22 protein-coding genes are annotated in these 26,452 nt (G+C 72.1%); 10 read left to right on the top strand and 12 right to left on the bottom strand.

Annotation, left to right across the window (positions count from 1 at the left end; genetic code table 11):
• Positions 1–135: 135 nt before the first annotated feature.
• Positions 136–432, top strand: a complete 297-nt coding sequence (locus ACFYPM_RS08090; protein ID WP_387192428.1) for a hypothetical protein — start codon at positions 136–138, stop codon at positions 430–432.
• Entirely contained in the window at positions 429–2,021 is a 1,593-nt protein-coding gene (locus ACFYPM_RS08085; RefSeq protein ID WP_387192425.1) for an alpha/beta hydrolase, read from the top strand. Before ACFYPM_RS08090 ends, ACFYPM_RS08085 begins: the two co-directional genes overlap by 4 nt.
• A 5-nt stretch (positions 2,022–2,026) precedes the next feature.
• Here ACFYPM_RS08085 and glmS read toward each other — a convergent pair whose 3' ends face one another.
• Positions 2,027–3,940 carry a glutamine--fructose-6-phosphate transaminase (isomerizing) gene (gene glmS / locus ACFYPM_RS08080; RefSeq protein WP_387192422.1) on the bottom strand — a complete coding sequence of 638 codons (1,914 nt, stop codon included), beginning with the start codon at positions 3,938–3,940 and terminating at the stop codon, positions 2,027–2,029.
• 754 nt (positions 3,941–4,694) lie between these two features.
• Between glmS and ACFYPM_RS08075 the strand changes: the two genes are divergently transcribed.
• Positions 4,695–4,844: a hypothetical protein gene (locus ACFYPM_RS08075; protein ID WP_387192419.1), complete on the top strand. Its 150-nt coding sequence runs from the start codon at positions 4,695–4,697 to the stop codon at positions 4,842–4,844.
• A 79-nt stretch (positions 4,845–4,923) separates the two neighbouring features.
• The gene (locus ACFYPM_RS08070) at positions 4,924–6,111 is read left to right on the top strand and encodes a pyridoxal phosphate-dependent aminotransferase (protein WP_387192416.1); all 1,188 of its coding nucleotides are present in this window, start codon (positions 4,924–4,926) and stop codon (positions 6,109–6,111) included.
• 75 nt (positions 6,112–6,186) lie between these two features.
• Here ACFYPM_RS08070 and glmM read toward each other — a convergent pair whose 3' ends face one another.
• From glmM to ACFYPM_RS08040, 6 genes are all read right to left on the bottom strand, one after another.
• Positions 6,187–7,545, bottom strand: a complete 1,359-nt coding sequence (gene glmM, locus ACFYPM_RS08065) for a phosphoglucosamine mutase (RefSeq protein ID WP_387192413.1) — start codon at positions 7,543–7,545, stop codon at positions 6,187–6,189.
• Positions 7,546–7,662: 117 nt separating this feature from the next.
• On the bottom strand, positions 7,663–8,145 hold the full coding sequence (rpsI, locus tag ACFYPM_RS08060) for a 30S ribosomal protein S9 (RefSeq protein WP_387192410.1): 483 nt from the start codon (positions 8,143–8,145) through the stop codon (positions 7,663–7,665).
• A 20-nt stretch (positions 8,146–8,165) separates the two neighbouring features.
• Positions 8,166–8,609: a 50S ribosomal protein L13 gene (rplM, locus tag ACFYPM_RS08055; RefSeq protein ID WP_387192407.1), complete on the bottom strand. Its 444-nt coding sequence runs from the start codon at positions 8,607–8,609 to the stop codon at positions 8,166–8,168.
• Positions 8,610–8,818: 209 nt separating this feature from the next.
• On the bottom strand, positions 8,819–10,204 hold the full coding sequence (locus ACFYPM_RS08050; protein WP_387192404.1) for a nitrate/nitrite transporter: 1,386 nt from the start codon (positions 10,202–10,204) through the stop codon (positions 8,819–8,821).
• A 128-nt stretch (positions 10,205–10,332) separates the two neighbouring features.
• A complete protein-coding gene (locus ACFYPM_RS08045; RefSeq protein WP_387192401.1) occupies positions 10,333–10,626 on the bottom strand; it encodes a hypothetical protein in 294 nt (97 codons plus the stop codon).
• Complete coding sequence (locus tag ACFYPM_RS08040; protein ID WP_088950199.1) at positions 10,616–10,873, bottom strand: DUF6364 family protein; 258 nt, start codon at positions 10,871–10,873, stop codon at positions 10,616–10,618. Before ACFYPM_RS08040 ends, ACFYPM_RS08045 begins: the two co-directional genes overlap by 11 nt.
• 704 nt (positions 10,874–11,577) lie before the next feature.
• On the opposite strand from ACFYPM_RS08040, the gene ACFYPM_RS08035 reads away from it, so the two are divergent.
• Genes ACFYPM_RS08035 through ACFYPM_RS08015 form a run of 5 tightly spaced genes read left to right on the top strand, consistent with a single transcriptional unit; the run spans position 11,578 to position 19,205 of the window.
• On the top strand, positions 11,578–13,803 hold the full coding sequence (locus ACFYPM_RS08035; protein ID WP_387192397.1) for a molybdopterin oxidoreductase family protein: 2,226 nt from the start codon (positions 11,578–11,580) through the stop codon (positions 13,801–13,803).
• The gene (locus ACFYPM_RS08030) at positions 13,800–15,239 is read left to right on the top strand and encodes an FAD-dependent oxidoreductase (RefSeq protein ID WP_387192394.1); all 1,440 of its coding nucleotides are present in this window, start codon (positions 13,800–13,802) and stop codon (positions 15,237–15,239) included. The genes ACFYPM_RS08035 and ACFYPM_RS08030 overlap by 4 nt, the downstream gene beginning before the upstream one ends.
• Positions 15,236–17,773: a nitrite reductase large subunit NirB gene (gene nirB / locus ACFYPM_RS08025; protein ID WP_387192391.1), complete on the top strand. Its 2,538-nt coding sequence runs from the start codon at positions 15,236–15,238 to the stop codon at positions 17,771–17,773. The genes ACFYPM_RS08030 and nirB overlap by 4 nt, the downstream gene beginning before the upstream one ends.
• The gene (gene nirD / locus ACFYPM_RS08020; RefSeq protein ID WP_387192388.1) at positions 17,770–18,117 is read left to right on the top strand and encodes a nitrite reductase small subunit NirD; all 348 of its coding nucleotides are present in this window, start codon (positions 17,770–17,772) and stop codon (positions 18,115–18,117) included. The genes nirB and nirD overlap by 4 nt, the downstream gene beginning before the upstream one ends.
• On the top strand, positions 18,117–19,205 hold the full coding sequence (locus ACFYPM_RS08015; RefSeq protein WP_387192385.1) for a uroporphyrinogen-III synthase: 1,089 nt from the start codon (positions 18,117–18,119) through the stop codon (positions 19,203–19,205). The genes nirD and ACFYPM_RS08015 overlap by 1 nt, the downstream gene beginning before the upstream one ends.
• A gap of 47 nt (positions 19,206–19,252) precedes the next feature.
• On the opposite strand, the gene ACFYPM_RS08010 is transcribed toward ACFYPM_RS08015, so the two are convergent.
• The 4 genes from ACFYPM_RS08010 to ACFYPM_RS07995 form a co-directional block, all read right to left on the bottom strand.
• A complete protein-coding gene (locus tag ACFYPM_RS08010; RefSeq protein WP_357112465.1) occupies positions 19,253–19,876 on the bottom strand; it encodes an ATP/GTP-binding protein in 624 nt (207 codons plus the stop codon).
• Positions 19,857–20,222, bottom strand: coding sequence for a DUF742 domain-containing protein (locus ACFYPM_RS08005; RefSeq protein WP_124778091.1), 366 nt, complete (start codon positions 20,220–20,222; stop codon positions 19,857–19,859). The genes ACFYPM_RS08010 and ACFYPM_RS08005 overlap by 20 nt, the downstream gene beginning before the upstream one ends.
• Positions 20,223–20,311: 89 nt before the next feature.
• Positions 20,312–20,719, bottom strand: a complete 408-nt coding sequence (locus tag ACFYPM_RS08000) for a roadblock/LC7 domain-containing protein (RefSeq protein WP_007465177.1) — start codon at positions 20,717–20,719, stop codon at positions 20,312–20,314.
• Complete coding sequence (locus ACFYPM_RS07995; RefSeq protein ID WP_387192380.1) at positions 20,716–23,814, bottom strand: nitrate- and nitrite sensing domain-containing protein; 3,099 nt, start codon at positions 23,812–23,814, stop codon at positions 20,716–20,718. The genes ACFYPM_RS08000 and ACFYPM_RS07995 overlap by 4 nt, the downstream gene beginning before the upstream one ends.
• 444 nt (positions 23,815–24,258) lie before the next feature.
• Between ACFYPM_RS07995 and ACFYPM_RS07990 the strand changes: the two genes are divergently transcribed.
• Positions 24,259–25,437: an ABC transporter substrate-binding protein gene (locus ACFYPM_RS07990; RefSeq protein WP_387192377.1), complete on the top strand. Its 1,179-nt coding sequence runs from the start codon at positions 24,259–24,261 to the stop codon at positions 25,435–25,437.
• 139 nt (positions 25,438–25,576) lie between these two features.
• On the opposite strand, the gene ACFYPM_RS07985 is transcribed toward ACFYPM_RS07990, so the two are convergent.
• A complete protein-coding gene (locus tag ACFYPM_RS07985; RefSeq protein WP_387192375.1) occupies positions 25,577–26,437 on the bottom strand; it encodes an ABC transporter permease in 861 nt (286 codons plus the stop codon).
• Positions 26,438–26,452 lie beyond the last annotated feature (15 nt).

Raw genomic sequence — 26,452 nt, 5'->3', positions numbered from 1 at the left:
TCGGGCCCGCGGTGGGCAACGCCTGTGGACAGGCCAGGGTACGACCCACCGCCCGCTGTCCACAGGGCACTCCGGTACCCGCCCCGCCCGCCTAGCGTCAGCGCGTCGATCCCAATCGTCCACGGGGGTGTGGTCATGAGCGATGAGCTGTTCGCCGTCCGGCCGGAGGAGCTGCGGGCGGTCGCCGGCACGCTCGACGACGAGGCGTACCGGCTGGCGTTGGGCCTCGCGAGGGTGCCGGAGCTGCTGGTGGTCGCGCCCGAGTGGAGGGCCGGCGCGGCTCTGGCCGGGCTGGAGGCGGCCGGGCACGCCTGGTTCTGCCGGCTGGGTGCTCGGGTCGCGGCGACCTCGGGTGGAGTCCGGGCGGCGGCCGGGGCGTACGAGACGGTCGACGACCGGGCCGCCGACCGGTTCGCCGCGCTGCCCCGGTGAGCGGCGTCGGTTACCGGCAGCTGTGGGCGGCCGATCCGGGCGGCTGGCGGAGCGCCGGGGTGGCCTGGGCCGGGCTGACCGGGCCGGTCGAGAAACAGGTCGGCGAGTTGGGGGCGGCCGGCACGCGCCTGCGCAGCGGTTGGTCCGGTGCGGCGGCCACCGCGGCGGACGCCCGGCTCGCCGGTCTCGGGGCTGAGTTGGCCTCGGTCACACCCGCACTGATCGAGGTCGACCAGGTGCTGGCCGAGCTGGCGGGCCGGCTGACGGTCGCGAAGGCCCGGCTCGCGGAGGCGGTCACCCGGGCGGACGCGGCCGGGCTGGTGGTGGACCGCGCGGGCGGGGTGCACGTCGATCCCACCCGGGTTCGGCCCACCGAACGGACCGGCGTGGTGGCCGCTTCGGTGGCGGCGGCCCTACGCGACGCGCTCGACGGGGCCGGGGCGGCGGATCGGGTCGCCGCGGACCGGCTGGACGAGCTGACCCGGGCCGCCGGCTCGGGGTGGGCGTCCCCGCCACCGCCGGGTCGGCCGGCGGCCGGCGCCGCGCCGACGCTCGTGCGCGCCTGGTGGGCAGGGTTGACCCCGGCGCAGCGACGGTGGCTGATCGGGCACGAGAGTGCGCTGGTCGGCCGTTTGGACGGGGTGCCGGTCGCCGCCCGGGACCAGGCCAACCGGCTGCGGCTCGGGGTCTGGCGCGCGGAGTTGCTGGCCGAGCGGCAACGGTTGCTGACCCGGGTGCCGCCGGGGCCGCTCACGACGCTCCGCCTGCACGGGGTGGCCGGGCGGTTGGCCGGCCTGGACGCGTTGGCCGGGCGGCTGGCGGCGGACGGGGAGCCGCGGGCGTACCTGCTGCGGCTGGACACGGCCGGTGAGGGCCGGGTGGTGCTGACGCTCGGCGACCCGGACCAGGCCGACCGGGTGCTCACCTACGTGCCGGGGATGGGTTCCGGGCTGGGCGACGCTCCCGGTGAGTTGGGCAGGGCGGCGCGGGTGCTGGACCGGTGCGCCACGCTCGCCCCGGGTGAGCGCAGCGCGGCGGTGCTCTGGTTGGACTACGACGCTCCGGACTTCGTGACCGGCGCGGCGTCGGCGGGCCAGGCCAACGACGCCGGCCCGGCGCTGCACCGTTTCCAGGAGGGGCTGCGGGCCAGCCACGAGGGGCCACCGGCCCGCCAGACCGTGCTCGGGCACAGCTACGGGTCATTGGTGGTGGGGACTGCCGCGCGGGAGCACGGGCTGGCCGCCGACGCGCTGGTCTTCGTCGGCTCGCCCGGGGTCGGCGCGTCGCACGCCGCCGAGCTGGGCGTGCCACCCGGCGAGGTCTGGGCCAGCCGTGCCCCGGACGACATAATCCGCGCGGCCCGCCCAGTGGACGAGTTCGGCCGACGCGTCCTGCTCGGCGCGGCTCCACTGGCCGCGGTGCTGGGCTGGCCCGACCGGACCGGGCACGAGCTGTGGTTCGGTCACGACCCGTCGGATCCGGGGTTCGGCGGTCGGGTCTTCGGCAGCGGGCGAGGCGGCCACACCGGTTACTGGGACCCGGGCAATCCCGCGCTGGACGGGATGGCCCGGGTCGTGCTGGGGCGTTGAGCGGCCTACTCGACGGTGACCGACTTGGCCAGGTTGCGGGGCTGGTCCACGTCGTGCCCACGGGCGGCGGCGATCTCGGCGGCGAGCACCTGCAACGGCACCGTGGTGACGAGCGGGGCCAGCAGCGTCGGCGTACGCGGCACGTAGATCAGGTGGTCGGCGTACCGGACGACGGCCTCGTCACCCTCTTCGGCGATCACGATGGTCCGCGCGCCACGGGCCCGGACCTCCTGGATGTTGGAGACGACCTTGTCGTGCAGCATGCCCCGGCCGACCGGCGAGGGCACCACGCAGATCACCGGTGTGCCCTTGTCGATCAGGGCGATCGGGCCGTGCTTCAGCTCGCCGGCCGCGAAGCCCTCGGCGTGCATGTACGCCAACTCCTTGAGCTTCAGCGCGCCCTCCAGGGCCACCGGGTAGCCGACGTGCCGGCCGATGAACAGCACGGTTGGCTCGGACTTCAACTCCCGGGCCAGCTCACGGACGGGCTCGATCCGGTCGAGCAGCTCACGCAACTTGCCCGGGATCTCCTGCAACTGCGCGACCACCGCGCTCACCTCGTCGGCGAACTTGATCCCGCGCACCTGGGCCAGGTGCAGGCCGATCAGGTAGCAGGCGACGACCTGGGTGAGGAACGCCTTGGTGGACGCGACGGCGATCTCCGGCCCGCCGTGGGTGTAGAGCACCGCGTCGGACTCGCGGGGGATCGTCGAGCCGTTGGTGTTGCAGATCGCCAGCACCCGGGCCTTCTGCTCCTTGGCGTGGCGCAGCGCCATCAGGGTGTCCATCGTTTCGCCGGACTGGGAGATCACCACGATCAGCGTGGACCGGTCGAGCACCGGGTCGCGGTAGCGGAACTCGCTGGCCAGTTCCACCTCGCAGGGGATCCGCGTCCAGTGCTCGATGGCGTACTTGGCGACCATGCCGGCGTGGTACGCCGTGCCGCAGGCCACGATGAAGATCTTGTCGACGTCGCGCAGGTCCTGGTCGCTGAGGCGGACCTCGTCCAGGGCGATCTCACCGGTCTCGGTGAGCCGGCCCAGCAGCGTGTCGGCGATGGCCTGCGGCTGCTCCTCGATCTCCTTGAGCATGAACCAGTCGTAGCCGCCCTTCTCGGCCGACGAGGAGTCCCAGTCGATGTGGAAGTCCTTGCCGGTGGCGGGCTGACCGTCGAAGTCGGTGATCTCGATGCTGTCGGCGGTGATCAGCACGATCTGGTCCTGGCCCAGCTCGACCGCTTCCCGGGTGTGCTCGATGAACGCGGCCACGTCGCTGGCCAGGTAGTTCTCGCCGTCGCCCCGGCCGACGACCAGCGGCGAGTTGCGCCGGGCGCCGACGACCGCACCGGGCACCGAGGCGTCGACGGCGAGCAGCGTGAAGGCGCCTTCCAGTCGCTGGCAGACCACCCGCATGCCGGCGGCGAGCAACTGCGGGCCGTCCGGCTGGCCGGCGGCACGCAGGTCGGCCAGCGCGGCGGCGAGCAGGTGCGCGGCGCACTCGGTGTCGGTGTCGCTGGTGAACTGGACGCCGTCGGCCTCCAGCTCGTTACGGAGCTTGGCGAAGTTTTCGATGATGCCGTTGTGGATCACCGCGACCCGTCCGTCGCCGGCGACGTGCGGGTGGGCGTTGCGGTCGGTCGGGCCACCGTGGGTGGCCCACCGGGTGTGCCCGATGCCGGTGGTGCCGTCACCGATCCCGATCGGGCTGGCCGCGCAGGAGGCCGGGTCCTCGGCGGCCCGCTCGGAGAGCATCTTCTCCAGGTTGGCCAGCTTGCCGGCCTTTTTCTCGGTCAGCAGCTGGTCGTCGCAGACGATTGCGACGCCCGCCGAGTCGTAGCCGCGGTATTCCAGCCGCCGCAGCCCGTCGAGGACGATGCCGAGAGCGGGGCGCGCGCCCGCGTATCCCACGATTCCACACATGGCCCGCAGCCTAACCCAGTTTCACTCATGATGGGTGCTCGAAAGTCGGGTTATCAATCACGGAATCTGAGCGATCGGTGCCTGGGCGACCGCAACGGGACGAGCGTCGCGGGCCGTTCGCGTCGCGGGCCGGAGCGCAGGGTTGCGGCGCGCCATCGGGTGCGAAAGTCTCTCGGCGGGTTTGGCGCTCCCGTCCACGGCCCGTACGTCCTACCCACTTCCGCCCGGAGCAGCCATGACCGACGCGCCCTCGCCCGACCCGTCGCCCTCACCCGCACCGGAGCCGGCCCCCGCCGCGCCCCCGCCCGACCCGACGGCGTCGCCCTCCTCGGCGCCGATCCCGGCCCCCGACCCGCTGGCCCCGGTTCAGCCGTGGGCGCCCCAGGCCCCATGGACACCGTCGCCGTGGTCGCCATCTCCGCCGGCCGAGCCCTGGGCGCCGGCCCCGCCCGGCACGCACTGGACGCCCCAGCCGCCCGCGGCGCCGTGGACGCCCGATGCACAGACGTCCCCCCGGTCGCCGGCTCCGGCCGACGCCTCCGGCGCGCCGCCGGCCGGATCACCGCCGCCGGGTTGGCCCACGCCGGCCGGATCGCCCCCGGCGGGGTGGCCCCAGCCGGCCGGACAGCCGCCGTACGTCGGCTGGCCTCCGCCGGGGTATCCGCCGCCGTCCGCCTACCCCGGCTATCAACAGGCCAGCGGTGGCTCGCCGAGAAACAACGGCCGGATCATCGGGATCGCCGTCGCTGCCTTCGTGGCACTGTTCCTCCTCGTCTGTGGCTGCCTCTGCGTGGCTGGCCTGCTGGTCGACACGAACGGTTCCGACCCAGCGGTCGAGGGCCCGTACGTCAATCCCGACGACGACTGGACCGCACCCACCGCCGGACCAACCACTCCCGAGTGACCTGAATGGTTTGATCACGGGCATCGGTGCACTCACGTGAGGCTGGGGTTCAGCCACCGGCACCCGTAGGCTGGCGCAGGTGACGAGCACCGATATCGACCCGCTGGTGGCCCGGATGCGGCCGTTCGGCACGACGATCTTCGCCGAGATGTCCGCCCTCGCCGTGCGGACCGGCGCGGTCAACCTCGGCCAGGGCTTCCCCGACACCGACGGCCCTCCGGAGATGCTGGCCGCCGCCGCTGAGGCTCTTCGCGGCGGGCAGAACCAGTACCCGCCCGGCCCGGGGATTCCCGCTCTGCGCGCGGCGGTCGCGGCCCACCAACTGCGGTTCCACGACCTGACGTACGACCCGGACGGCGAGATCGTGATCACCGCTGGCGCAACGGAGGCGGTCGCGGCGAGCATCCTCGCCCTCTGCGAACCGGGTGACGAGGTGGTCTGCTTCGAGCCGTACTACGACTCGTACGCCGCCTCGATCGCGTTGGCCGGCGCGGTCCGGCGGCCGGTGACCCTGCGCCCCGCGGCCGAGGGCCGGTACGCCTTCGACCCGACGGCGCTCCGTGCGGCGTTCGGCCCACGGACCCGGCTGGTGCTGCTCAACTCGCCGCACAACCCGACCGGCAAGGTCTTCACCCCGGCCGAACTGGCGCTGATCGCCGAGCTGTGCCAGGAGTACGACACGTACGCGGTCACCGACGAGGTGTACGAGCACCTGGTCTTCACCGACGCGGCGAACCCGCACGTGTCACTTGCCACCCTGCCCGGGATGTGGGAGCGGACGCTGCGCATCTCCTCGGCGGGCAAGACGTTCTCCTGCACGGGTTGGAAGATCGGCTGGGCGAGCGGCCCGGCGGCGCTGGTCTCGGCGGCGCTGCGGGTGAAGCAGTTCCTCACCTACGTCAACGCGGCCCCGCTGCAACCGGCGGTCGCCGTGGCGCTGGCCCTGCCGGACGACTACTACACCGGCTTCCGGGACAGCCTTCAACAGCGGCGTGACCAGCTCGTCGGCGGTCTCAGCGACGCCGGGTTCGAGGTGCTCGACTCGGAGGGGACATACTTCGTCACCGCCGACATCACCGCCCTCGGCGGCTCCGACGGGGTGGAGTTCTGCCGCTCGCTGCCGGAGCGTTGCGGCGTGGTGGCCGTGCCGACGCAGGTCTTCTACGACGACGTCGAGGCGGGCCGAAGGTTGGTCCGGTTCGCGTTCTGCAAGCGCCCCGAGGTGTTGACCGAGGCGGTCAACCGGCTGCGCGCACTGGGCCGCTGATCCGGCGGCCCGGGCTACGCCGGCGGCTGCGGAGCTGATGCCGTGAACGATTCAGCTCCACAGCGTCCGACTGACCTACGACGCGGCTGGGCTGGCGGTGCGGACCAGTTCGGCGATCCGCTCGGCGGCCTCGCGGGCGGTCTGCTCGGTGGCGGCCTCGACCATCACCCGGACCAGCAGCTCGGTGCCCGACGGACGCAGCAGCACCCGCCCGGTCTCACCCAGCTCCGCCTCGGCCCGCTCGACCTCGGCGCGGACGGCCGGTGCGGCGGCGCCGACGGTCCGGTCGCCGACCGGCACGTTGATCAGCACCTGGGGCAGTTTGGTGACCACCGAGGCCAGCTCGGCGAGGGACCGGCCGGTGGCGGCCATCCGGGCCATCAGGTGCAGGCCGGTGAGCACTCCGTCACCGGTGGTGGCGTGCGCGGGCATGACGATGTGACCGCTCTGCTCACCTCCGAGCGCCAGCCCGGACGCGCGCAGGGCCTCCAGGACGTACCGGTCGCCGACCTTGGTCTCGATCAGCCGGATGCCCTGTGCGGACATGGCCAACCGTAGGCCGAGGTTGCTCATCACGGTCGCGACCAGGGTGTCCTGGGTGAGCGTGCCGGCATCCCGCATGGCCAGTGCGAGGATCGCCATCAGCTGGTCGCCGTCGACCTCGTCGCCGTCGGCGCTGACCGCCACGATCCGGTCGGCGTCGCCGTCGTGGGCGATGCCCAGGTGGGCGCCGTGCTGGACCACGGCCTCGCGCAGTGCCTCGATGTGGTTGGAGCCGCACTCGTCGTTGATGTTCAGGCCGTTCGGCTCGGCGTGGATCGCGACGACCTCCGCGCCGGCTTCCCGGTAGGCGACCGGGGCGACCTCGGCGGCGGCGCCGTTGGCGCAGTCGACCACGACCTTGATCCCGTCCAGCCGGTGCGGCACGCCTCCGACCAGGTGTTGGACGTAGTGGTCGGCACCGTCGAGCAGGTCGTGCACCCGGCCGATGCCGGCGCCGGTCGGCCGGTCCCAGGCGGTGGTGGCGTTGGCCTCCACGGCGGCCTCGATCCGCATCTCGATCTCGTCGGGCAACTTGTGCCCGCCGGCGGCGAAGAGCTTGATGCCGTTGTCCGGCATCGGGTTGTGCGAGGCGGAGAGCACCACGCCGAGGTCGGCCTTGACCTCGGCGGTGAGGAACGCCACCGCGGGGGTGGGCAGCACGCCGACCCGCACCACGTTGGCACCGGCGCTGGTCAGGCCGGCGACCACGGCAGCCTCCAGCATCTCGCCACTGGCCCGGGTGTCCCGGCCGACGACGGCCAGCGGCGGGTGGCTGCGGTCCGTCTCGGCGAGCGTGTGCGCGGCGGCCACCGCGAGCGCCAGCGCCAGTTCCGGGGTGAGATCCGCGTTTGCCCGCCCGCGTACGCCGTCCGTGCCGAACAACCGACCCATACCCGCCAACCTCCGTGGTGCGCTGCCGAAGTGGAGAAAGCGAAACGGCCGGCCGCCTCCCCCGAGTCGGGGGAGGCGAACCGGCCGTCCGTCAGAAGTACAACGCGCTGGAAAAGATCAGCGCTTCGAGTACTGGGGAGCCTTACGGGCCTTCTTGAGGCCGTACTTCTTGCTCTCCTTGACCCGGGCGTCCCGGGTGAGGAAGCCGGCCTTCTTCAGGGCCGGCCGGTCGTCCGGCTCGTTGATGATCAGCGCGCGGGCGATGCCCAGCCGGAGCGCACCGGCCTGGCCGGTGGTGCCGCCGCCACGCAGGTTGGCGATGACGTCGAACGCCTCAACCTTCTCGGCGGTGACCAGCGGGTCCTTGATGAGCTGCTGGTGCACCTTGCTCGGGAAGTACGCCTCGAGGTCCTGCCCGTTGCAGGTGATCTTGCCGGTGCCCGGGATGAGGCGGACCCGGACGATGGCCTCCTTGCGGCGGCCCACAGTCTGGATCGGCCGGTCACCACGAGGTGCGCGGGCGACGGGCGCCGGTGCCTCGGTGGCCTCGGGGGCCTCCGGGGCTTCCGGGGCGACCTCGGTCTCGATGATGTCGGTCATGCTGCTTCCTTCGCCCGCGCTCACTGCGCGATCTGCTTGATCTCGAACGGCACCGGCTGCTGCGCGAGGTGCGGGTGCTCGGCACCGGCGTACACCTTCAGCTTCTTGATCAGCTGACGGCCGAGCTTGTTGTGCGGGAGCATCCCCCTCACAGCCAGCTCGATGGCCCGCTCGGGGCGCTTGGTCAGCAGCTCGTCATAGCCGATCTGCTTCAGACCACCCGGGTAACCGGAGTGGCGGTAAGCAACCTTGGTCTGACGCTTGTTGCCGGTCAACGCAACCTTGCCCGCGTTCACGATGACGACAAAGTCGCCCGTGTCGACGTGCGGCGCGAAAGTCGGCTTGTGCTTACCACGCAGCAACGTGGCGGCGTGGGTGGCCAGGCGGCCCAGCACGACATCAGAGGCGTCGATGACGTGCCACTGACGCTCGATCTCACCCGGCTTCGGGCTGTACGTACGCACAGGTCTACCTTGTCTCGTCGTCGGTCTGGGGTCGCGCGCCGAGGTGACCGGATCTAGCAGGCCGGACCAGCGCGCACGAACGACCAAGCGTACCTGATAGGGCACGCCTCTGGATGTCGTACAACAGCAGGCAACGATACCCGGCGCGGTGTCCGCAGGTCAAAACGGGGGTGCCGTTCCGCACGGCGACGCGCCGGGGGTGGCCCAGCTCACACGCCGGCGAGCCGATCGGCGGCGCCCGGACGTCGGTAGACCACCCAGGTGACCGCGAAGCACAGGGCGTACCAGCCGATGAAGGCCAGGTAGGCGGCGTCGGCGTTGCCGGAGCCGAGGAACGACTGGCGGAACGCGACGTTGACGAGCACCCCACCGGAGGCGCCGATCGCGCCCGCGATGCCGATCAACGCGCCGGTCATCCGCCGCGCCCAGCGGGCGGCGGCCTCCGGATCGCGGTGGCCGTCGGCCACCGCGTCCGCCGCCCGGGCCCGGAAGATCGCCGGGATCATCTTGTACGTGGAGCCGTTGCCGATGCCGGAGAACACGAAGAGGGCGATGAACCCGGCCAGGTAGAGCCCGAACGAGCGCTCCCGGGCCGCGTACAGCACGATGCCCGCGCCGGCCGCCATCGCGACGAAGTTCCAGAAGGTCACCCGGGATCCGCCCAGCCGGTCGGCGAGGTGCCCGCCCAGCGGCCGGATCAGCGAGCCGACAAGCGGGCCGAGGAAGGTCAGCCAGGCGGCGTCGACCGGGGTGGGGAACCGCTCGGCGAACTGGAGTTGGAGCACCTGACCGAATGCGAACCCGAACCCGATGAACGACCCGAAGGTGCCGATGTAGAGCAGCGACATGACCCAGGTGTGCGGGTCGCGGGCCGCCTCGCGCAGCGCTCCCGGCTCGTTACGCGCCCCGGGCACGGTGTCCAACCAGCGGGCCGCGGCCAGCGCGGCCAGCACGATCAGCGGCAGGTAGACCGCCGGGACCAACCGGGGGTACGCGGCACCGGCCGTGGCGAGGACCGCCAGCCCGACCAACTGCACCGCGGGTACGCCGAGGTTGCCACCCCCGGCGTTGAATCCGAGCGCCCGCCCCTTGAGCCGCTGGGGGTAGAACAGGTTGATGTTCGCCATCGAGGAGGCGAAGTTGCCGCCACCGACGCCGGTGAGGCAGGCGAGCACCATCAGAGTGGAGTAGGACACCCCGGGCTCCAGCAGCACCGTCATCGGCACCGTGGGCACCAGCAGCAGCAGAGCGCTGATGATCGTCCAACGCCGCCCGCCGAACCGGGCCACCGCCAGCGTGTACGGCAGCCGCAGCACCGCCCCCAGCGCGGCCGGCACGGCGGTGAGCAGGAACTTCCCGGCCGGGTCGATGCCGTACGCGGGGCCGAGGAAGAGCACGGTCACCGACCAGAGGCTCCACACCGAGAAGCCGACGTGCTCGGCGAAGATCGAGACCCAGAGGTTGCGCCGGGCGATCGGCGCGCCCGTCGCCTGCCAGAAGTCGGGGTCCTCGGGACGCCAGTCGTCGAGCCGGCGCCCACTTGCGCTGGCGGCCGGCGGCGCGGCGGTGGCTGCGGTGCTGGTGAGCGTGCTCACGGCGGCTCCCTCTCGTCGGTGTGACGAGGAGAAACGCTAGGAACGCCTGGTTACCTGGCAGTGCCCGTCCTGGGTCGGCCGGGAAACGGGGATCGCACCACGGGCCGGCGGCGGTGGTGAGGTCGTGCTCAGAGCTGTTGCAGGATGCGCAGCGCGCGGCCGACCCGGAGCATGGTGTCGATGTCGGCGACGTCCACGCAGTCGGTGAACCACTTCTTCATCGGCGAGGAGATGCGGTCGGGCATCACCACGTACCGGCCCATCGACACGGCGAGCGGCGAGTCGCGCAGCAGTGACTCCTCGACCACCTCGACCACGATCACGATGGGCACGTCGGTGGAGTTGTAGACGTCCGAGCTGACCACCAGACCGAGGCGTTCCCGGGCACCCTCGATGCGCCAGACCTCTCCCCTACGCAGCACGCGGTCGTCCGCCGGAGAGCAGGTCGTTGACCATGCCCACCTCGCGGGCGTCGGCGAGAGCGGCGGACTCCAGGTCCAGGCCGGCGCGACCCACGGCGGCGGCGTGCGCGGTGAAGACCTCGCGCAGCGCCTTCTCGCGGGCGGCCTGGTCCATCCACGCGGAGAGCGACAACCCCTCGCGCTTGGCGAACCGCCGCGCCTCCTCGATCGTCTCGTCGGTAAACGACAGAGTCACCTTGGCAGTCATGCCGCCGAGACTACCCAGCGGTATGACCACCAGTCATCCCGGCGGCGACCGACTCGCGTACCGGCGTCGAAACGCCCATTCCGGCGACTGTCACCGGGTCCGACCACCACGAAGCGCCACTCCTCGAAGTAACAGTCGAGGTCGACCAGGCCGGCCTAGGCGAGCCAGCAAAACTGGTCGGCCACGGCCACCACGGAGTCCCCGCTCGCCATCACAACCTCGCCGATCTTGCAGTTTCGGTCGCCGTTTTGTCGCACTCATCCTTTATGCCGCGACAGAAACTGCAAGATCGCCGCAGGAAGAGGGCGGTGCGCGGTACGGCGCGTACGCACGGGGCGACCGCACACGCGTGACGTCCTGCGCCCGATCCTCGTCCGCGTGGTTCGGGTCCTCGACTAGGCGACGTACGACGGCTGGTGATGGTGGATTGACCGTTACGAGCTGGCCGCGAACGGCGACGCGGTCGCACGCCGATCCCCGTTCGTGATGCTCGCGGGCATGATCGGGCCGGACCTGCCCGCCCCGACTACCCGTCCTGACGCGGTGGACCACTTGCACTGGTCCGCGAGGTGAAGGCCGCCACCGCCGCGCCGACACCACCCATCCGCCATGTCCGCTGCCCCGGTGCGGTGTGAGCCCCACTTGACAGGACCGAAACAGAAGGGACCCGGACTGGAAACTGCCCGGCGGCACGCTTAGCCGACATGACAGACGGTGCATGGTCCGCGACTCGACCGGGGCGCACACCCCAGCAGGTGGCGACGCACTGTCCGTACTGCGCGCTTCAGTGCGGCATGGTGCTACGCGAGGACGACTCCGGGGTGACGGTCCACCCCCGCCAGTTCCCCACCAACCGAGGCGGGCTCTGCCAGAAGGGTTGGACCGCAGCCGAACTGCTCGACCACCCGGAGCGGCTGACCACACCCCTGGTGCGTGACCCCGCCACCGGTGCGCTGCGCCCGGCGAGCTGGGACGTCGCCCTCGATCGGATCGTCGACGGCATCCGCGCCGTCCAGGACGACGCAGGCCGGGACGCGGTAGCCGTCTTCGGTGGCGGCGGCCTGACCAACGAGAAGGCGTACGCGCTGGGGAAGTTCGCCCGGATCGCGCTCCGCACCCGACACATCGACTACAACGGACGGTTCTGCATGTCCTCGGCGGCCGCCGCCGGGATGCGTGCCTTCGGCATCGACCGCGGGTTGCCGTTCCCCCTCTCCGACCTGGGCCGGGCCGACACGCTGCTGCTGGTCGGCGCGAACCCGGCGGAGACAATGCCGCCGCTGGTGCGCTGGCTCACCGAGCAACGCGGCAACGGAGGTCAACTGATCGTCGTCGACCCCCGGGTCACCGCCACCGCCCGTCAGGCCGACCTGCACCTGCAACCACTGCCCGGCACCGACCTCGCGGTGGCCAACGCACTGCTGCACATCGCGCTCACCGAGGGTTGGGTCGACCGGGCGTACGTGGCCGACCGCACCTCCGGGTTCGAGGCGGTCCGCCGCAGCGTCGCCGCCTGGTGGCCAGCCCGCGCGGAGCAGCTCTCCGGAGTGCCGGTGGCCGACCTGGAGGCGACCGCCCGCGCGCTCGGCACCGGCGGTCGGGTGATCATCCTTACCGCTCGTGGCGCCGAGCAGCACGCCAAGGGAGTGGACACGGTCACCGCGTACGTCAATCTCGCTCTCGCCCTGGGCCTGCCCGGCCGCGACGGTTCGGGGTACGGCTGCCTCACCGGCCAGGGCAACGGCCAGGGCGGGCGGGAGCACGGGCAGAAGGCCGACCAACTCCCCGGCTACCGGCGGATCGACGACCCGGTGGCCCGCGCGCACGTGGCCGGTGTCTGGGGGGTGTTGGCCGACGAGTTGCCCGGCCCGGGTGTGCCGGCCTACCAACTGCTCGACTCGCTCGGCACACCGGACGGCCCCCGCGCCCTGCTGGTGTTCGGCTCGAACCCGGTGATCTCCGCTCCCCGGGCGGCGCGGATCGAGAGCCGGCTGCGCGACCTCGACCTGCTGGTCGTCGCCGACCTGCTGCTCTCCGAGACGGCCGCGCTGGCGGACGTGGTGCTGCCCACGGCGCAGTGGGCCGAGGAGGACGGCACCATGACCAACCTGGAGGGTCGGGTGCTGCGCCGACGCGCGCTCCGCCCGCCCCCGGCGGAGGTCCGGACCGATTTGGCCATCATCTCCGCCCTCGCGGCGAGGCTGGCCGCCGCCGAGGCGCCCGGCACCGCCGCCGGCACCGTCACCACCGGCACCGTCACCACCGGCGCGGCCGGCACCGAACCAGCGGGAGTCGAGCCGGACACCTCGCTACCGAGTGCCCGTGCGGCGGCGCGATTCCCGGCCGACCCGGCCGCCGTGTTCGCCGAGTTGCGCCGCGCCTCGGCCGGCGGGGCCGCCGACTACGCCGGCATCAGCTGGGCCCGGATCGACGCCGCCGAGGGCGTCTACTGGCCCTGCCCGACCGAGGACGGGCCGGACACCCCACGGCTCTTCGCCGAGGAGTTCGCGACCCCGGACGGCCGAGCCCGGTTCCACCCCGTCGACCACCGGCCGGCCGCCGAGGAGGTCAGCGCCGCGTACCCGCTGCACTTCACCACCGGCCGGGTGCTGGCTCAGTACCAGTCCGGCACCCAGACCCGCCGGGTGGCCGCGCTACGCCGGGCTGCCGGCGAGGCATTCGTCGAGCTGCACCCCGACCTGGCCGCCCGGCTCGGCGTGGATGACGGAGACCCGGTGCGGGTCACCTCGCGCCGGGGTGAGTTGTGCGCCCCGGCCCGGCTCAGCGCCGGGATCCGACCGGACACCGTGTTCGCCCCGTTCCACTACGCCGGGGCCGGGCGGGCCAACTCGGTGACGAACGACGCGGTGGACCCGATCTCCGGGATGCCCGAGTTCAAGATCTGCGCGGTCCGGCTGGAGAAGGCATGACCGCCCGGGTGGTCATCGTCGGCAACGGGATGGCGGGTGCTCGCCTCGCCGGCGAGCTGCACGCCCGGGAGGGCGACCGGAAGGTCACCGTGCTCGGGGCGGAGCCGCACCGGGCGTACAACCGGATCATGCTCGCCAGCCTGCTGGCCGGCCGGGTGGACGAGCCGGACGTGGAGCTGACCGAGGCCGCCGGGCACGGCATCGACCTGCGCACCGGCGTACCGGTGACCGGGATCGACCGGTCCGCCCGGGAGGTCCACACCGCCGACGGCGAACGCATCGGCTACGACCACCTGGTGCTGGCCACCGGGGCGCGGGCGGTGGTGCCGCCACTGCCCGGCCTCGACCCGGCCGACCTGCCGGAGCGGGTGGTCCCCTTCCGGACCCTGGACGACTGTCGACGGATCCTCGCCGCGGCGGACGGCGCGCGCAGCGCGCTGGTGCTCGGCGGCGGCCTGCTCGGGTTGGAGGCCGCCCGCGGCCTGGCCACCCGAGGGCTCAGGACCACCGTGGTGCACCCACGCGGGCACCTGATGGAACGGCAGCTCGACCCGGCGGCCGGCGCGGTGCTGGCCGGCACGCTCGCCGCTCTCGGCGTCACCAGCCACCTGGCGGTGCCGGCGATCGGCGTGGCCACCGACGCCACCGGCGTACGCCTCGACCTGGCCGACGGCCAGACGCTGCACGCCGACCTGCTGGTGCTCTCCTGCGGCGTGCGCCCGGACACCGCCCTCGCGCAGGCGGCCGGGCTGAGCGTCGGCCGTGGCGTGCTCGTGGACGACCGGCTCCGCACCAGCGATCGGGCCATCTCGGCGATCGGCGACTGCGCCGAACACGACGGCGTGCTCACCGGGCTGGTCGCCCCCGCCTGGGCCCAGGCCCGGGTGCTCGCCGACGTGCTGACCGGGAGGGACCCGCTGGCCCGGTACCGGCCCCGGCCGGTGGTGACCCGGCTCAAGGCCGCCGGGATCGACCTGGCCTCGATGGGCGACCCGGTGGGCGGTGGGCCGGGTGAGGAGCTGACCTTCACCGACCCGAGCCGGGGCACGTACGCCCGGCTGCGGATCAAGGATGAGCGACTGGTCGGCGCGATCCTGCTCGGCGACAACCCGGCCGTCGGCACGGTGATCCAGCTTTTCGACCGCGGCCACCCGGTGCCCACCGACCGGCGGGCGCTCCTGCTGGGCCGGGCACTCGGCACTGTTGCCGCGGCACCTGCCGCGTCACCGGCACTGATGCCGGACGGGGTCACGGTCTGTCAGTGCAACTCGGTGAGCAAGGGCGCTCTGGTGCGCAGTTGGCGCTCCGGTGCCCGAACGGTCGACGCGGTGGTGGCCGCGACCCGGGCCGGCACCGGTTGTGGCGGTTGCCGCGACGCGGTGGGCGGCATCGTCGACTGGCTGGGCCATGCGGAATCGGTGGAGGTGACGCGATGAACGGCGGCGAACTGGTCGTCATCGGCAACGGCATGGTCGGGCAGCGTTTCGTCGACGCGCTGCGCGCCCGCGACCCGCAGGGGCGCTGGCGGGTGACCGTGCTGGCCGAGGAGGGGCGTCCGGCGTACGACCGGGTGCGGCTCTCGGCGTACTTCGACGGGGTGAGCGAGGACGAGCTCAACGTGCACACCCCGCACGAGGGGGTGCGGCTGCGCCTCGGTGAGCCGGCCACCGCCCTCGACCGGGAGCGGCAGCTCGTGACCACCGCCGTGGGCGAGTACCACTACGACGCGCTGGTGCTGGCCACCGGGTCGTACCCTTTCGTGCCGCCGGTGCCCGGCGCCGACCTGCCCGGGGTCTTCGTCTACCGGACCCTGGACGATCTGACGGCGATCCGGGAGTACGCGCGGGGCCGGCGGGTCGGCGCGGTGATCGGCGGCGGGCTGCTCGGTCTGGAGGCGGCGAACGCCCTGCGACTGCTCGGCCTGAGCACCGACGTGGTCGAGTTCGCGCCCCGGCTGATGCCGGTGCAGGTGGACCAGGCCGGCGGTGCGATGCTCCGCCGCTACGTCGACGACCTCGGCGTCCGTACCCATCTCGGGGTGGCCACCACGGCGATCCGGTCCGGCCCGGACGGCGCGGTCGCCGCGCTGGAACTGTCCGACGGCAACGCGGTCGACGCCGAGCTGGTGGTGGTGGCCGCCGGCATCCGGCCACGCGACGAGCTGGCCCGGACGGCCGGTCTGCCGGTGGGTCCGCGCGGTGGGGTGCTTGTCGACCAGACGTGCCGCAGCGCCGACGAGCGGATCTGGGCGGTCGGTGAGTGCGCGGCTGTCGACGGCACCTGCCACGGCCTGGTCGCACCCGGGTACGCGACGGCCGAGGTGGTGGCCGACCGGCTGGTCGGTGGCGCGGCGACGTTCCCCGGCGCGGACACCGCCACGAAACTCAAGCTGCTCGGCGTCGACGTGGCCTCGTTCGGTGACGCGCACGGCACGACCCCGGGCTGCCTGGACGTCACGTTCACCGACCCGGCCACCCGCGTCTACGCGAAGCTGGTCCTCTCCGATGACGCGCACACCCTGCTCGGTGGGGTGCTGGTCGGCGATGCCAGCGCCTACCCGACGCTGCGGGCCAGCGTGGGTGGTCCACTGCCGGCCGCGCCCCTGGCGTTGCTCGCGCCGGAGGGCGGCGGCGCGGACGCCGGCGCGTTGCCCGCCACCGCCCAGGTCTGCTCCTGCAACGCGGTGACGCGTGGCGACGTGGACGCCGCCATCGTCGACGGCTGCGCGGACGTGTCGGCGTTGAAGGCGTGCACCAGGGCCGGCACCAGTTGCGGCTCCTGCGTGCCGATGCTCAAGCAGCTCCTGGACGCGGCCGGGGTGGTGCAGTCCACTGCGCTCTGCGAGCACTTCGACGTCAGCCGGCGGGAGCTGTTCGAGATCGTCCGCGTCCGCGGCATCCGCACCTTCTCCCAGCTCATCGCCGAGCACGGCCGGGGGCGCGGCTGCGACATCTGCAAGCCGGTGGTGGCGTCGATCCTCGCGTCGCTGGGCAGCGGGCACGTGCTCGACGGTGAGCAGGCGTCGTTGCAGGACACCAACGACCACTTCCTGGCCAACCTGCAACGTGACGGCAGCTACTCGGTGGTGCCCCGGATTCCGGGCGGTGAGATCACCCCGGAGAAGCTGATCGTGATCGGTGAGGTGGCCCGGGATTTCCGGCTCTACACGAAGATCACCGGTGGGCAGCGGATCGACCTGTTCGGGGCGCGGGTGGAGCAGTTGCCGCAGATCTGGCAGCGGCTGGTGGACGCGGGCTTCGAGTCCGGCCACGCGTACGGCAAGGCGCTGCGAACGGTGAAGTCCTGCGTGGGCGAGACCTGGTGCCGGTACGGGGTGCAGGACTCGGTGGGGTTGGCCGTGGCGCTGGAGTTGCGCTATCGCGGGCTGCGCGCGCCCCACAAGATCAAGTCAGCGGTCTCCGGTTGTGCCCGCGAGTGCGCCGAGGCCCGCAGCAAGGACTTCGGCATTATCGCCACCGAGACCGGCTGGAACCTCTACGTCGGCGGCAACGGCGGCTTCCGGCCCCGGCACGCCGACCTGTTCGCCACCGATCTGTCGACAGAAACCCTGATCACGCTGATCGACAGGTTCCTCATCTACTACATCCGCACCGCCGACCGGCTGCAACGCACCGCCGGCTGGATCGAGGCGATGGACGGCGGCCTGGACCACCTGCGCGCGGTGATCGTGGACGACTCGCTGGGGCTCTGCGCCGAGCTGGACGCGACGATGGCCCGACACGTGGCGACGTACTCCGACGAGTGGCGCGACGTGCTCGACGACCCGGATCGGCTGCGCCGCTACACCTCCTTCGTCAACGCCCCCGACGTGCCCGACCCGTCGATCACCTTCGGTCGCGAACGCGGCCAGCCGGTGCCCGTACGCGACCAAACCCCGACCGGATCCGAGCCGACCGACGGGCACCGTCGGCAACCGGTCACCCTCGGCCGACCGGAGGTACGGCGATGACCCAGACCAGCACGCTGACCTGGACCCCCGTCTGTCTCCTCGACCGGCTGGAACCGGACCGGGGCGTCGCCGCCCTGGTCGACGGGGTGCAGGTCGCCCTCTTCCGGACCACGGACGGGCTGTTCGCGATCGACAACCGCGATCCGGTCTCCGAGGCGTACGTGCTGTCGCGGGGCATCGTGGGCAGCCGCGGCGGGGTGCCGACGGTCGCCTCGCCCCTGCACAAGCAGGTGTACGACCTGCGCAGCGGCGACTGTCTCGACCTGCCGGAGGTGACCGTGCGACGGCACGACGTGCGCTGCCGCGACGGGCTGGTCGAGGTGCGGCTGCGACAGGAGGGTTGATGCGGGGAGAATTGGCGGGCTTCACCGTCGGGGTGACCGCCGACCGGCGGCGCGACGAGTTGGCGGCGCTGCTCGAGCGGCGGGGCGCCCGGGTGGTGATCGCCCCCGCGCTGCGGATCGTGCCGCTGTCCGACGACACCGAACTGCGCGAGGCGACCCGCGCCTGCCTCAACCAGCCGCCGGACATCCTGATGGCCAACACCGGCATCGGCATGCGCGGGTGGCTGGAGGCGGCCGAGGGCTGGGGGCTGGCCGAGCCGCTGCGCTCGGTGCTGGCCAGCTCGTATGTAGTGGCCCGCGGCCCGAAGGCACGCGGTGCGATTCGTGCGGCCGGGCTGCACGACCAGTGGTCGCCGGCCTCGGAGAGCTGCGACGAGGTCGTCGACCACCTGCGCCGGCGCGGCGTGGCCGGGCAGGTGATCGCCATGCAGCTGCACGGTGAGCGGCAGCCCGACTGCACGCTCGCGCTGGAGGCGGCCGGCGCCACGGTGATCGAGGTGCCGGTCTACCGGTGGGCGCCGCCGACCGACCCGGCGCCGCTGCACCGGTTGATCGACCTGATCACCGGCCGGTTGGTGGACGCGGTGACCTTCACCTCGGCGCCCGCGGTGGAGGCCCTCCTCCGTGCGGCCGGGGACCGTAGCGACGCGGTGTTGTCCGCGTTGCGTGGTGACGTCCTGGCCAGTTGCGTCGGCGCGGTGACCGCCGAGCCGCTGCTGCGCCACGGAGTGCCGGTGAGCGCGCCGGCCCGGGCCCGGCTGGGCGCGCTGGTGCGGACCATCGTCGACGAGCTGCCCCGCAGGACCATGACGTTCAAGGCCGGCGGGCACCTGATCACGCTGCGCGGGCACGCCGCCGTGATCGACGGCGAGTTGCGGCCGCTCGCCCCCGCCCCGATGGCGGTGTTGCGGGCACTCGCCCAGTCTCCCGGCCGGGTGCTGTCCCGCACGGCACTGCTGCGGACGCTGCCCCGGGGGGCGGACGAGCACGCGGTGGAGATGGCGGTGGCCCGCCTCCGGGCCGGCCTACGCGCGCCGCGCGTGGTGCAGACCATCGTGAAGCGCGGCTACCGGCTCCGGGTCGACTAGGGCGGGTGTCACGGCCGGCCGGTGTGCGCCGGCCGTGACGCGACGCATCAGCCGACCGGCGTGGGGAATCCCCGCCCGTGCTCGGACTGGAGCCGCAGCATCGCGTGCTCGACGACCGTCACCAGCACCTGCTTGACCGAGTCCCGGTGCCGGGCGTCGGTCATCACCAACGGCACCTGCGGTGAGATGGCCAGCGCCTCGCGGACCTCCTCCAGCTCGTACTGGGGAGCGCCGTCGAACCGGTTCAGCGCCACCACGTACGGCAGGTTGCGGTTCTCGAAGTAGTCGAGCGGGGCGAACGCGTCGGTGATCCGGCGCGTGTCCACGAGCACGGCGGCACCGACCGCACCTCGGATGATCTCGTCCCACATGAACCAGAACCGGGTCTGACCGGGTGTACCGAAGAGGTACAGGATCAGGTCCTGGGCCATCGTGATCCGGCCGAAGTCCATGGCGACCGTGGTGGTCTCCTTGCCCGGGACCTTGGACGGATCGTCGATACCGACACCTGCCGCGGTCATCAACGCCTCGGTGGTCAGCGGTGTGATCTCGGAGATCGCCCCGACCAGTGTCGTCTTGCCGACGCCGAAGCCGCCCGCGACGACGATCTTCGCGGAGACGATTCCCCGGCCTGGCCGCCCCCCAGCGGGGTCATAGCCTGCGAAGTCCACTTAGCACCCTTCCAAGCAGTTCCATCCGCTCCTCGAACCCCTCGGCGGGAGCAGCAGTGTGTAACGTCAGCAGGCTCTCGGCCACCATGTCGGCGACCAACACCCGGGCGACGCCAAGCGGCATCCGGGTGTACGCGGCGATCTCCGCCAGCGACTGTGCTCGGCCCTCACAGACCGTGGCGATTCGGTGCTTGTCGTGCCCGGCGAAGCGGGACTCGGCGACCTGGGTGAGAGACGCGGTGAGGACTGCCTCGAGGGCGATGTCCTGACGAGGCTCGGTCCGACCACGGGTGACCGCGTACGGACGCACCAGTGCGCCACGCGGGTCAGCGCGTCGTTGGTCCATCCCTGATCACCTCCTCGTTACCGGTGGAGCCGGTGTGTGCCGCCTCCCGTCCCTGACTCGGCGCGCGGTCCGAGCGCCGCCCCGTGGTGCTACGAGCGGACTGCGTCCCGCGGCAGCGGCACCAGCGCGGCACCCACCCGCTCGACCAGCAGCGCCATCTCGTAACCGACCTGGCCCACGTCGCAGCTGCGCGCGGCCAGCACGGCCATCGACGAACCGTCGCTGATCGACATCAGGAAGAGATACCCGCTGTCCATCTCGATGACTGTCTGCAACACCCCACCCGCGCTGAACATCCGGGCAGCACCCTCGGTCAGGCTCACCACACCGGAGGTGATCGCGGCGAGCTGGTCGGCCCGGTCCCCCGGCAGATCCCGGGAGGACGCGAGCAGGAGCCCGTCGGCGGACACCGCCACCACGTGGGCGATGCCCGCCACGCTGTCGGCGAAGTTGGTGAGCAGCCAACCCATGTCCTGCATGGCAGCTGGCCTGTTCATCGGCTCTCCTTGGTCGAGGTGCTGTTCAGGTCCGTTCCGGCCGTCCGACCACGTTGTACACCGCGGTGGTAGGCCGACAACAGACCGCGTACTTCATCGGGGGTCCGCCGGCTGCGGTCCCGTCCGCTCTTCTGTTCGATGCCGCCCGGCACGAGCTGCGCCTGCGGCACCCGCTTGGGCAGGCCGGAGCGGGTGGTCCCGGCCGGAGCCGGCTCGGCGGCCCGGCTGGCCCGGGACCAGCCCTCGTCCGCGGCCGTCCGCCAGGCGTTCGGGTCCTCGGGCGGAGCGGCGGGAGGGGCGGGAGGGGCGGCCGGCGGCGAGGTGTACGACGGCGGCGTGGCCGGCCCACCGAGGGTCGCGCCGCCCCGTCCGGAGGTGCCCGGCGCGGTGGCGCTGTCGGTGTTGGAGCTGCCCGGCGTGCGGGTCGGCAGGGGCGGTCGGGCCGGTGCCCTGGTCGGCGCGGCGGCGGCGCTCGGCTGAGCGCGCGGTCCCGCGTCGGCCGGAGGCGCGGTGGCGGGCGGTGGCGGCTCGTCGAACGTGGGCCGGGTGAAGATCGCGGTGGCGTCGTCGCCGTGCGACCGGAACCAGACCGCCTCCATCTCCCGGAAGATCGGCGCCTCGGCGGGGAACTCGGGCCGGGTGCTGACCGGTGCGGCGGGCACCGACGGCGCGGGAGGCGGTGCCACCGCGCCGGCGCCGGCAACCGGCCCGACCGGCAGACCTGGTGCGTTGCGGCCGTCCGCGGCGTCCGCGGTCGAGCCGCGCCGGGGCAGCGGGTCGATCGTCGGGTAGGCCACCGTCGGGCCGCCCGACGAGGCAGCCGCGCTCGTGCTGTACGCGGGTCGCGCCGGTGGGATCGGGGTGACGGGTGCCGGGGCGGGCGGCGCCGTCGGGCGGGCAGCGCCGTAGCCGCCCGCCTGGACGGCCGGGGTGGTGTCCCGCGACTCCAGCGGCGACTGCCACTGGGCGGGGGCCGGCGTGCTGGTGCGCCACTGGTCGGGCAGCGTCGCCGCCGAGGTCGCGGCACCGGCGAACTGTTCGGTGTGACCGGCCGGGGTGAGCGGCGTCTGCTCCACGGCCATGGGCTGACGCGGCCGGGTGAGCACCTGCTCGCGGCCTCGGTTGCTGGGCAGCACCACGGTGGCGGCGGGCAACGTCACCTGGGCGACGGTGCCACCCTCGACGTTGCGGCGCAGCTCCACCCGGATGCCGTAGCGGGAGGCGAGCCGACTGACCACGGCCAGACCCATCAGCCGGAACGCGGCGACGTCGACGCTCGGCGGGGCGGCCAGCCGGCGGTTCAGCGAGTCGAGCTGCTCGTCGGTGAGGCCGAGTCCGCGGTCCTCGATCTGGATCAGGACGTAGTCGCGGATCCGGCGGCCGTCGGCGACCACGGTGGTGTTCGGCGGTGAGAAGCGGGTGGCGTTGTCGAGCAGTTCGGCGACGAGACGGACCACGTCGTTGACGGCGTGGGCGGCGACCGAGATGTCGGTGTCCACGGTCCCGAATTCGATGCGGTTGTACAGCTCCACCTCGGACTGGGCGGCGCGCAGCACGTCCACGACCAGCGCGTCCTCGCGACGCGGCACGGCGGAGTCGGCGCCGGCCAGGACCAGCAGGTTCTCGTCGTTGCGGCGCATTCGGGTGGCCAGGTGGTCGAGCTCGAAGAGCCGCGCGAGCCGCTTCGGGTCCTCCTCGCCGCGCTCGATCGCGTCCAGCTCGCCGATCATCCGGTCGACCAGGGTCTGACTGCGGCGGGCCAGGTTGAGGAACATCGCCGAGACGCTGGTACGCAGCGCGGCCTGCTCGGCGGCGACGCGCACCGCCTCCCGGTGGACGACGTTGAAGGCCAACGCCACCTGGCCGACCTCGTCGCGGCTGTTGAGCTGGATCGGGTCCCGAACCTGGCGGACGATCTCGTCCACCCCGCCGTCGCCCACGCTGCCCATGTTCTGCAGCCGCCGCACCGCGTCGGGCAGGTCGTGGTTGGCCACCGAGAGGGCGCCCTCACGTAGCCGGCGCAGCGAATGGTTGAGCGAGCGGGCCAGCACCACGGCCAGCGACACGGCGATGATCAGGGTCAGCAGCACCAGGATCGACTCGATCACGGCCTGCCGGATGACATCCGACTGCGCCTCGTCGGCCTGCTGGAGGAGTCGGTCCTGCAGTTGGATCTCGGCCCAGCGCATCAGGTCGTTCACGGCGCCGATGGCGGCGGTGGCGTCCTGTGCGGTGACCAGCGGGCGCTGTCCGACGGATCGGGTGATGTCGTTGGCGACCCGGTCGGCCAGGCCGACCGCGTCACCGGAGACGGTGCTGTCGACCAGGGCACGCTGCACCGGGTCGGCGGCCAGCGAGAAGGAGACCAGGGCCTCCTGCTGGCTGGTCAGTGTGGCCACGAAGGAGGAGAACTGCTCCGAGTCGAGTTGGCCCGCCGTCAGCGCGGTGAACGCGACCGCCTCCTCCTCGGCGACGGAAGCCTTGGCGCGGGCGAAGGCGGCGACCGCGCGGCGGCTGTCCGCCAGACTCTCGCCACCGGGCAGCTGGGCCAGCCCGTCGCCATAGCCGACCAGGTCGGTGAGGATGACGCCGTAGCGGAGGACGGCCTCGGCCACCGCCATCTGCCGGCGGTCCAGCACCTTCTGGCGGGTGATGTCCAGGGTGGTCAGGTGGTCGTCGATGGCGGTCAGCCGGTCCCGCAGGGCCGCCGGCACTCCGCCGACCTCGCCCCGCTCGGCGCGGTACTCGTCCACCTGCTGCTGCGTCTGGCGGACCCGCAGGTTGTACGCATCGGCCGGCTGCTGCGGATTGGCCAGGTAGGCCGCCGCGGCCATTCGCTCGGCCTGGAGGTCCTGGGTCAGCGCGCTGACGTCGACGGCGAGGGCCGTCAGTGCCCGGGCGCGGGTGGCGTCGAAGGCACCCTCGCCGACGGAGACCAACCGGACCGTGGCCAGCGCGATCACGGCCGCCACCGGGACGACCAGGATCATCGCCAGTTTGGACCGGATCCGGGTGTCCCGCAGCCTCGGCACTCGCCGGGGCGTACGCCCAGCGCTGTCACCGAGCGCGGGCAGGGTCGTCGGTCCGGTGCTCACGACATCGCCTCCGTCGTTTCTTCCCCGCCTGACCCACCGAGCCATGCCGTAAGCGGAGGGGACCACGCGCGGCACGGCCGCGATTTCATCAGAGAAGATCGGGTTTGGGAAGCCGCAGTGAGGTAGGAAACGGTCGGATGGAGCGCATCCCGTGATCCGGGCAACTGATACCTTCATTTCCGCAAGCCCCTGAACAGGGCATGTAACTCCTGAGTGGTCACGCGTGTATGCAAAGTGAGCTTTTGCAAACATTGCGTTACCCCAGCATGTGGGATGACCGTCCCGAAAATGCTACCGGGGTCCGCGCTTGACCACAGCGCCGGCCATTGGCAAGGTTTTGCAGGCTTCGCGCACACCGTACGGCAGAGGAGATCCCGTCTTCCACTGAGGACGGATTAGCGGCGGTGACCGGGCAGCGCCCGCGCCCGCACCTGGAGGACTGAGTTGAGCCCCATCCGCTCCGCGACCATCGCGGCGCTCGCATCGGCCGTAGTGGCCACCACGCTCACCGGCTGCCAGTTCGGCGGGGCGGAGCAGGACACGAGTCCGATCGTGATCGCCGCCGACCTCGAACTCTCCGGCGCCGCCGCCCCCGTCGGACAGGCGTACAAGCGCGCACTGGAACTCAAGAGGGACCAGTTGAACTCCTCCGGAGCACTGAACAACCGGAAGATCGTACTGAGAGTGATGGACAACCGTTCCGACTCGGCCGAGTCACTTCGCAACATCGTCGACGCCAGCAGCGATTCCAAGGTCAGCGCCATCATCATGGGTGGCTGCAACGAATGCGCCGTCGGTGCGGTCGGAACCATCAACGAGAAGAAGATTCCCACCATTGCGCTCGCCGCTTCCGGCGCCATAACCAGTCCGGTCGCGGAACGGCGTTATGTGTTCAAGCTCGGCCCCAACGCCCCGGACAGCGCGGCGGCACTGACCACCGAACTGCGTCGCAACAACATCCGCGAGGTGGGCGTGCTCGTCAGCGACAACGCCTACGGCCAGGAGGGCGCAACCGCGCTCAAGAGCGAGTTGGACAAGGCCAACATCACGTTCCGCGAGCAGCGGGTCAAGACCACCGACACGGACGTCAGCCAGCAGATTCGAGAGCTCGCCTCGGGCAAGCCCGACGCGCTGATCTTCTGGACCCCGCCGGAGCAGGCGACACTGGCTGCCACGAGCGCTTCCCAGACCACCTTCCGCGGATCGCTCTACTTCGACGCGGGTGCGGCTGGCGACCTCTTCCTCGGGGCGGCGGCCAAAGCGACCGAACGGGCCACGCTGATCTACACCCAGACGATGGTGATCGACGACGTCATCGCGACCACACCGGCCAAGGCGGCGCGGCGGCAGTGGTTCCAGGACTACACCGCGCGCTTCGGTGGCTACAACGGGTCCTCGTCCTTCGCGGCGGACGCCGTCCAGTTGATCGCTGACGCGAAACTCCGGGCCGGTGGTGACATCGGGAAGGTAAACCGTGACGGCATTCGGAACGTGCTCGAAACGTCCCAGATGGACGGCCTGTCGGGCCCGATCCGAATGACGCCGGACAACCACAGCGGGCTGATGCCGCAGGCGCTCACCACGCTCGTCGCCCGTAACGGCCGTTGGCGCCTGGCCGGGTGACGACCGCCGGTCCACCGCCTAAGGCATGATCAACTTGGCGTCATCAATATCGCTTTAACCGAGTCGACCCGAGAAAGGGCCGGCCTCCCCAACGGGAGGCCGGCCCTGCGCATTGCATATCTTGATCTTGTCGCGTGGGTCAGCGGCTGCTCGTGGTTTCGCGCACCCAGGGCAGCGCGAACCGTTCGATCAACAGAAGCGCCGAGTAGAGCAGAATGCTCACCAACGCCACCAACATGATCGCCGCCCACGCGGTGGCGGTGTCGCCGACGCCGGCGTACTGCGTGATGACGTAGCCGAGGCCACTCTCGCCGGCCTGGAACTCACCGATCACCGCGCCGATCGCGGCCAGCGGCATGGCCACCTTGAGCCCCACGAAGATCTGCGGCAGCGCGGCCGGGAAGCGCACCTTGCGGAACGCCTGCCAGCGGGAGGCGTTCCAGGAACGCACCAGTTCCGCCAGATCAGCGGGCGTGGTGGTGAGCCCGGTCGCGGTCGAGAGCACGATCGGAAAGAAGCAGAGCAGGAACACCATGGTCAGGATCGGCTTCTGACCCCAACCGAGCGCCACCACCAGCAACGGGCCCAGCGTGATCTTCGGCACCGCGTTCACCGCGACCAGCAGCGGGGTGAACATCCGCTCCACCGTGCCGGAGCTGGCCAGCGAGAGTCCGATCAGGATGCCGGCCACCGCCGAGAGCGCGAAGCCGAACAGGATCTCCAGCAGGGTGTCCCAGGTGTGTTCCAGCATCTGGGCGGGCTTGTCGACGAACGCGGTGAGCACGTCGCCAGGCGGTGGCAGCGCCGCGGGATGGACCAGCTCCAGCCGGGCGATCAGCCACCACGCCGCCAGGGCGACCAGGAGGCCGGCCGCGGGCAGCAGCGCCGCCCCGGCCCCGGCGCGGAGACCGGCACCTCGATCCGCCCGCCCCGCCTCGGGTCCGACACCCATGGGTGGGGATGTCGCCACCGCCGGGTCCACCGACCGGACGTCGGTCATCTTGTCCTCCTCGAA

It is taken from the genome of Micromonospora sp. NPDC005203 (assembly GCF_042872705.1).
Lineage (GTDB): Bacteria > Actinomycetota > Actinomycetes > Mycobacteriales > Micromonosporaceae > Micromonospora.
The sequence above is the reverse complement of the archived record's forward strand: the minus strand, read 5'-3'. Positions and strand labels throughout refer to the sequence as shown.

Coding starts and splice junctions, on each gene's coding strand:
- ACFYPM_RS08090 (WP_387192428.1), top strand. CDS start 136: ATGAGCGATGAGCTGTTCGCCGTCCGGCCGGAGGAGCTGCGGGCGGTC.
- glmS (WP_387192422.1), bottom strand. CDS start 3,940: ATGTGTGGAATCGTGGGATACGCGGGCGCGCGCCCCGCTCTCGGCATC.
- glmM (WP_387192413.1), bottom strand. CDS start 7,545: ATGGGTCGGTTGTTCGGCACGGACGGCGTACGCGGGCGGGCAAACGCG.
- rpsI (WP_387192410.1), bottom strand. CDS start 8,145: ATGACCGACATCATCGAGACCGAGGTCGCCCCGGAAGCCCCGGAGGCC.
- ACFYPM_RS08040 (WP_088950199.1), bottom strand. CDS start 10,873: ATGACTGCCAAGGTGACTCTGTCGTTTACCGACGAGACGATCGAGGAG.
- ACFYPM_RS08035 (WP_387192397.1), top strand. CDS start 11,578: ATGACAGACGGTGCATGGTCCGCGACTCGACCGGGGCGCACACCCCAG.
- ACFYPM_RS08030 (WP_387192394.1), top strand. CDS start 13,800: ATGACCGCCCGGGTGGTCATCGTCGGCAACGGGATGGCGGGTGCTCGC.
- nirB (WP_387192391.1), top strand. CDS start 15,236: ATGAACGGCGGCGAACTGGTCGTCATCGGCAACGGCATGGTCGGGCAG.
- nirD (WP_387192388.1), top strand. CDS start 17,770: ATGACCCAGACCAGCACGCTGACCTGGACCCCCGTCTGTCTCCTCGAC.
- ACFYPM_RS08015 (WP_387192385.1), top strand. CDS start 18,117: ATGCGGGGAGAATTGGCGGGCTTCACCGTCGGGGTGACCGCCGACCGG.
- ACFYPM_RS08005 (WP_124778091.1), bottom strand. CDS start 20,222: ATGGACCAACGACGCGCTGACCCGCGTGGCGCACTGGTGCGTCCGTAC.
- ACFYPM_RS08000 (WP_007465177.1), bottom strand. CDS start 20,719: ATGAACAGGCCAGCTGCCATGCAGGACATGGGTTGGCTGCTCACCAAC.
- ACFYPM_RS07985 (WP_387192375.1), bottom strand. CDS start 26,437: ATGACCGACGTCCGGTCGGTGGACCCGGCGGTGGCGACATCCCCACCC.